General features: G+C 30.6%; 6 protein-coding genes. 2 read left to right on the plus strand and 4 right to left on the minus strand.

Features of this window, described 5'->3' with window-relative positions:
• From CLCOS_RS18035 to pduB, 4 genes are all read right to left on the minus strand, one after another.
• Window positions 1–571: hypothetical protein (locus tag CLCOS_RS18035; protein ID WP_065080056.1), on the minus strand; the 571-nt coding region annotated here is incomplete at its 3' end.
• A gap of 22 nt (window positions 572–593) precedes the next feature.
• Window positions 594–1,409, minus strand: coding sequence for an MIP/aquaporin family protein (locus CLCOS_RS18040; protein WP_063602627.1), 816 nt, complete (start codon window positions 1,407–1,409; stop codon window positions 594–596).
• A gap of 50 nt (window positions 1,410–1,459) precedes the next feature.
• Window positions 1,460–2,602, minus strand: a complete 1,143-nt coding sequence (locus CLCOS_RS18045) for a 1-propanol dehydrogenase PduQ (protein WP_063602626.1) — start codon at window positions 2,600–2,602, stop codon at window positions 1,460–1,462.
• A 55-nt stretch (window positions 2,603–2,657) separates the two neighbouring features.
• Window positions 2,658–3,521 (minus strand): propanediol utilization microcompartment protein PduB, encoded by an 864-nt coding sequence (gene pduB / locus CLCOS_RS18050; RefSeq protein ID WP_013237852.1) that lies wholly within the window; start codon window positions 3,519–3,521, stop codon window positions 2,658–2,660.
• A gap of 596 nt (window positions 3,522–4,117) precedes the next feature.
• Between pduB and CLCOS_RS18055 the strand changes: the two genes are divergently transcribed.
• Window positions 4,118–5,329 carry a sensor histidine kinase gene (locus tag CLCOS_RS18055; protein ID WP_013237851.1) on the plus strand — a complete coding sequence of 404 codons (1,212 nt, stop codon included), beginning with the start codon at window positions 4,118–4,120 and terminating at the stop codon, window positions 5,327–5,329.
• 68 nt (window positions 5,330–5,397) lie between these two features.
• Window positions 5,398–6,144, plus strand: coding sequence for a response regulator transcription factor (locus CLCOS_RS18060; RefSeq protein ID WP_013237850.1), 747 nt, complete (start codon window positions 5,398–5,400; stop codon window positions 6,142–6,144).
• Window positions 6,145–6,277 lie beyond the last annotated feature (133 nt).

Genomic DNA, 6,277 nt, shown 5'->3' on the forward strand with positions numbered 1-6,277 from the left:
TTTTAAGCTGCATATGAAATTCTGTAATTTCAAAGCAATCATCTAAATCAAGTGAATAATTGCTAAAATTTATTGCTGTACATTCCTTAATACAAAGATTTTCAACGGACCCTTTACCCTGAATGGCGTTTTTAATTTTAGTAAACTGCTTACCTAAACTAATAACATTCTGTGCCCAAAGGATATCCTTATTCAAAAGTTCTTCTTCTGTAATAAGGAACAATGCTTCCGTTGATTTCATCTTACTGTAAAGTTTTTTCTTCTTCCAATTATTTTTCTTTTTCGGCTGTGCAGGTGTTTGATTTTCATTTATGCTCTGCACCTTTTCCACAGTTTCCTTTTTCTCTACAGCTTGTTTTTTATCTACATCATGCTTCTTCTCCACAGGTTGTTCTTTATTTACAACATTTTTCTTTTTGTAATAAGACCCGTCATCAAACATATTTATACCTTTGTCTGACAGAAACTGACTTGCTTCAGGTGTAAGTCTTGTCCCAAGTTTTAACTCATAATCTGTAAAAGGTTCTTTTCTATATAAATCCCGCAAATCAATTTCGGTAATAAATTTCATTTTGAACCCCCTTTACCCTCTTCTAGCTCTCAACCTGATTCTTTTCAATACTAGGTTTCATTTTAGCAGGTAAATAAAGTGAAATTAATTTTTCATATATGCCTCCACCTAAAATTCCTCCTACAATAGGAGCAAATATAGGTACAATAAGTCCATAATTATTAGGTCCAAAAGCATTTGTTCCCCATCCTGCCAGCACACATAATAATCTTGGACCAAAATCACGGGCTGGATTCATAGCAAAACCAGTTAAAGTTCCAAATGATGCTCCTAATAACGCTACTACCAAACCTATAGCCAAAGCTGGCATACCATTTTTAGGACAACTCTTATTGCATCCATCTGTTACTGCAAAAATAACTAATACTAAAATGGCCGTTATACACATTTCTACCATAAAAGCATTGAACATTGACAACCCTGTTTTAGGGAATGTACTAAATATTCCTGCTGAACTCCACCCAGCTTGTGAGTTTCTAATAATATTTTTGCTGCTTTCAAATTGTCTTATAGAACTGCCATATAACCCATAAACTATTGCTGCTGCTGTAAAAGCTCCTAAAATTTGTGAAACAATATAAGGAATTACTTTCTTTTTGTCAAATTTCTTCCATACTGCTAGAGCTATTGTAACCGCAGGATTTATATGAGCTCCGGAAGTATCGCCAACAACAAATATAGCTATTGTTATAGCTAATCCCCAACACATAGATAATCCCCAAAATGTAACGTTTGCATTTACTGCAACTAGAGCTGCTACTACCCCAATTCCAATAAATAATAAGATAAATGTACCTATAAATTCAGCAAAACATTCACCTAATAATTTATTTTTCATATTCATATTATCCTCCTTATTGTTAACATTTTCGCTAATTTATAAAAATGCTATTTACCATAAACTTCTTCAAACAATTTAGCTATTTCTTCTTTGCTAGTTTTCCTTGGATTAGTAGCTGTGCATTTATCATTTAAAGCATCATTTACCATATTCTCTAGTTCGTTTAAAAAATCAAGTTTATCTATGTTTACTTCCTGTAAGTTCATAGGTGTATTAGTTGCATTCATTAATATTTTTATTGCAGCAATAATACTTCTTACTCCCTCATTTGTAGAAGCACAAGGTAACCCTAAGATTCTAGACAAATTAGCATACTTTTTTCCTGATTCTGTTTCATTTTCTGATTTTAAATTAGCATTATACTCAATGACATACGGTAATAAAATTGCATTTGCCCTACCATGTGGTATATGAAATTTCCCCCCTAATGTATGTGCCATACTGTGATTAATTCCTAAAGATGCATTTGTAAATGCCATACCAGCCATGCAAGATGCATTATGTAATTTTTCTCTTGCAAGCACATCGTTTCCATCTCTATAAGCCCTTAGTAAATAGTCAAATACTAATTTTACAACCTTTTCAGCCAGCGCATCTGTATAATCAGAGCTTTTTGTCGAAACATACGCCTCAATGGCATGAGTCAAAACATCCATTCCAGTATCTGCTGTTATTCGTTGAGGCACTGTTTTAACAAGATTTGCATCAATTATAGCTATATCTGGAACTAATTCATCATTAATCAAAGGAAATTTTGTACCTCCCATTGTAATTACTGAAAAAGAAGTAACTTCTGATCCTGTACCACTAGTAGTTGGAATAGCTACAAATAATGGTTTTTTATAATTGCCTCCATTAGTATTTAATATTTTAATAGTAAAGAATATAATGCTTTTCGTAGCATCAATTGATGAACCGCCGCCTAATGCAATTACTACATCTGGTTTAAATATTCTCATTTTATTTACTCCCATAGCAACGATTTCAATCGGTGGATCAGGTTTTATCTCTGAAAAGATTTCATACTCAACTTTATTATCTTTTAATATGTCAATTATTTTATCTGCAGTACCTGATTTAAGCATAAACGGATCGGTAACTATACACACTCTTTTATTCTTTATGTTTTTCAAATACTCTATTGACCCTCTATCAAAACAAATTGTGGGTTTAATGTTAAATATAGTCATATTATCCCTTCTTTTACGTTTATAGCATATATTTATATAAGCGTTTGCATATAGCTTAAATATAAGGCTTTGTTGTTGAAATAGGATTTTGTCCCATAGATTTTAATATTCCTATTCCTACTTCTCTAGCCGCTATTACAGACTGCTTAACAGCTCCAGAATCTCCTGTTATTGATATAATTACCTCATTTGAATGTGATGTACCATCATTTGGACTTGCATAAGTAACCAATTCCACATTAGCAGTTTTCATTGCAGTATCTGCCATAACCAAACCTACCCCTGCTGGTGCTCCTACAACTATTCCAAAAGATTTTCCAAGTGGAGCCCCATAAGCCTTTTCGAGTGCAAGACTTGCTCTTGCAGTATAATGAAGTTCTGCATGTCCCGCATCACATCCATATACATCTCCAAATGTTCTTTCTACATCTTTTAATGCAACTTCAACAGCTCTTCTAGCATCTGATACATCTTCAGAAGCAAAAATTATGAGTGATCCATGTCCTGCACCACCTTTTGTATCCCTTGGAAGTTCTATTGCCGCAATTACAGTATTTGTTGCTTTTACAGCTTCATCTGCAGCCATAATATGAGGTCCAGCACCTGTCCTTGCACTTATAATTCCTAAAGAACGGTACTTAGGATCCAAGTTCATTTTTTCTTGAATACTTCCATCAATGTTAGCAATAACCAAACCAACCGTATCTCCAATAGCACATCCTACATATTCTGTTATTACAGGCGTATCATTTATCATAAAAGCTTCCCTCTTTTCTTCCTTTTCTATTATTTTTTCTTCCTTTAATTCTGATTTAGAATTTTGTGTATTTTGTGTTTTATCTGTCGTATCACTTGAATTTTCACAATTTGTTTTCTTTCTAAGCTCTTCCAAAACCTTATTGATTATCTCTTGATCCATTTTTCCACCTCGAAACATTTAATATTTTGACAATGAAGGTAAATTTCTTTAACATTTGCTACCTTAGCTATTAAACCTTGCAGCCTTCTTATTAGCTGACGATTCATTAAATTACTGTACCTAGCAATGTTTTTTTCCTATAAGATCTCACCCCCAAAAGTTTATAATATTTTTTATAATCAAATTTGTGGTTTAATTTTATTACAAAAGCAAATAAAGTTTTTTAATAAATTCGACTGCATTTTGTACAATATATATTTTTATATGTTGTACTATTTTGACATCTTAGAAATTTGTTATATTTTTATATTCATTAGTTAATTTTCTTGTAAATCGACACATTAAATATTATAATTCTATTAAGCGACAAATTTTGTTTGAGTATTATATAAGTTAAATATCTATTTTTCATTTAACTTATTTTATTTTCACAGTTTTAATTGTTAAAAAATAAACTCAGTAAATTTTAATTTTATTTTCTGTGACTTTCAAATCGTGTACCCCTTAAAATATTCTTAAATTTTACAAATATACATAAGCTATATTTCTAAAGTAACTTACTATTTACAAGATTTTTTTTTACGGAGGATATACAAATGAATTCATTAAAAGATCTTAAATTCAGTGACATTATTGATATAAACACTTTAAAAGATATCCAAGACAAACTCGCTAAAATAGTTATTTTTTCTGCAGTTACAACAGATATTCATGGGGTTCCTGTTTGTAATGAAAACAATTTCACGCCATTTTGTAAACTTATTCGTTCCTCCCCAAAAGGATGTAAAAACTGTATATCCTGTGATTCTCAAGCAGGCTTTATGGCTATGAAAGATAAAAAGCCAAGAGTATATAAATGCCACACAGGACTAATTGATTGTGCTGCACCTATAATAGTAAACGATATCTATGTAGGTGCCGTGTTGGGCGGACAGGTATTACTAAAAGGACAACAAACAAGAGATTCCATAGACTTAAATTGGATTTCTAAAAATTATGAGCTTCCTCTAGAAAAACTAAAGGAAGCTGCTGAACGCATAGAAATTGTTGAAAGCGACTACCTACAAAATTGTGTTTCATTTTATACATTTCTTGCAAATTATATAGCTGAAATGGGCCTTCATACTCTTACACAGGAAAAATTATTAAAAGAAAGTGAAGAAAAAATTAAGCTTGAACAGTATGCCAAAAAAATGCAGTTAAAAACTATACAAGCTCAAATTAATCCTCACTTTCTGTTTAACACTTTAAATACAATAGCAAGTATGGCTCTAATTGAAAATGCTCCTACAACAGAAGAACTAATATATAATCTCTCTGATTTATTAAGATATAGCTTACGAAACTTAGAGGAATTTCCCAAACTCAAAGATGAAATTACTAATATAAAACGATATCTTTTTATCCAAGCTTTAAGGTACAGCGATAGAATTTCCTATGAAATTAATATAGATGAATCTCTTAATGAATATAGAATTCCAACCATGATTCTTCAGCCACTTGTTGAAAACTCCCTCGTTCATGGCCTTGAAACCAAAAAAGAAGGTGGAAAAATAACTATAAATAGCACCTCCAATTCAAAAAAAGATATAATAATTGAAATAAGTGATAATGGCAGAGGAATTAATAGCAGCATACTTAACCTATTAAATAACTCAAAAGACCTCTCTGATAGCGGTTTAGGTATAGGACTGCAAAATACTGACAATAGGCTAAAGCATTATTTTGGTAGAGATTACGGTCTGAAAATAGAAAGTACTCTTGATGTTGGAACAAAAGTATATATACGTATTCCAAAATTGAAATAATAATTTTTAGTATTTTAACCATTACTATTAAACAAATTTTATAATACCTTAACAGGAGGGTGATTAAGATGTATAAACTTATGATAGTCGATGATGAACCTCTTGAGAGAAAATCATTAAGAATATTATTGCAAAGAGAATTCTTTAATATTGATATTGAAGGAGATTCTAAAAATGGAGAAGAAGCAGTATTAAACGCTAAGATAAATAAACCTGATATAATTCTTATGGATATAAAAATGCCTGAAAAAACTGGTTTAGATGCTCAAAAAGAAATAATTAACTTTCTGCCAAACACTAAAACAATTATAATAACAGCCTATGGAGAATTTGACTACGCACAAACGGCAATAAAATATGGAGTAATAGATTATTTATTAAAACCTGTTCGGCCATCTAATCTAAAAGCTTCTATAAATAAAGCTCTTAAATCTATAGATAACTTTGATTCTAGAAAAATATCTAATTTAAAGTCTAAGGAAATTTCTGAAAGTACTATAAAAACTGCAATAAAATATATTGATAATAATTATACACAAGATATAAAATTAAATACTGTAGCAAATTTTGTACACTTAAATCCTCAGTACTTAAGTAGATATTTCAAGCAAAAAATGGGAGTGACATTTACCCAGTATATTACAAATCTAAGACTTGAAAATGCTAAAAAATTATTAGTCAATACAGATAAATCTATAACACAAATTGCCATGGAAGTAGGTTATACTGATATTGCATATTTCAGCAAAGTATTTTTTAAGAATGAGAATAAATCACCTTACAAATTTAAAATGAGTTATTGCAATAATTCCTAAAAATTACGAGCCTGTGATAAAAAGTCTGTAAATAAAATAAAAACATAAAGCTTTCTATGATAAAATAAAAATTATAGGAGGCTTTTTTTATGGCAAGAAAAAAAGATGTTTATAAGGTAAAACCAATGACAGA

Source organism: Clostridium coskatii (assembly GCF_001675205.1).
GTDB classification, from domain to species: domain Bacteria; phylum Bacillota; class Clostridia; order Clostridiales; family Clostridiaceae; genus Clostridium_B; species Clostridium_B ljungdahlii.

Bases quoted from the DNA above. Each gene is read 5' to 3' on its own strand.
- CLCOS_RS18055 (WP_013237851.1), top strand. From the start codon at position 4,118: ATGAATTCATTAAAAGATCTTAAATTCAGTGACATTATTGATATAAAC.
- CLCOS_RS18040 (WP_063602627.1), bottom strand. From the start codon at position 1,409: ATGAAAAATAAATTATTAGGTGAATGTTTTGCTGAATTTATAGGTACA.
- CLCOS_RS18060 (WP_013237850.1), top strand. From the start codon at position 5,398: ATGTATAAACTTATGATAGTCGATGATGAACCTCTTGAGAGAAAATCA.
- pduB (WP_013237852.1), bottom strand. From the start codon at position 3,521: ATGGATCAAGAGATAATCAATAAGGTTTTGGAAGAGCTTAGAAAGAAA.
- CLCOS_RS18045 (WP_063602626.1), bottom strand. From the start codon at position 2,602: ATGACTATATTTAACATTAAACCCACAATTTGTTTTGATAGAGGGTCA.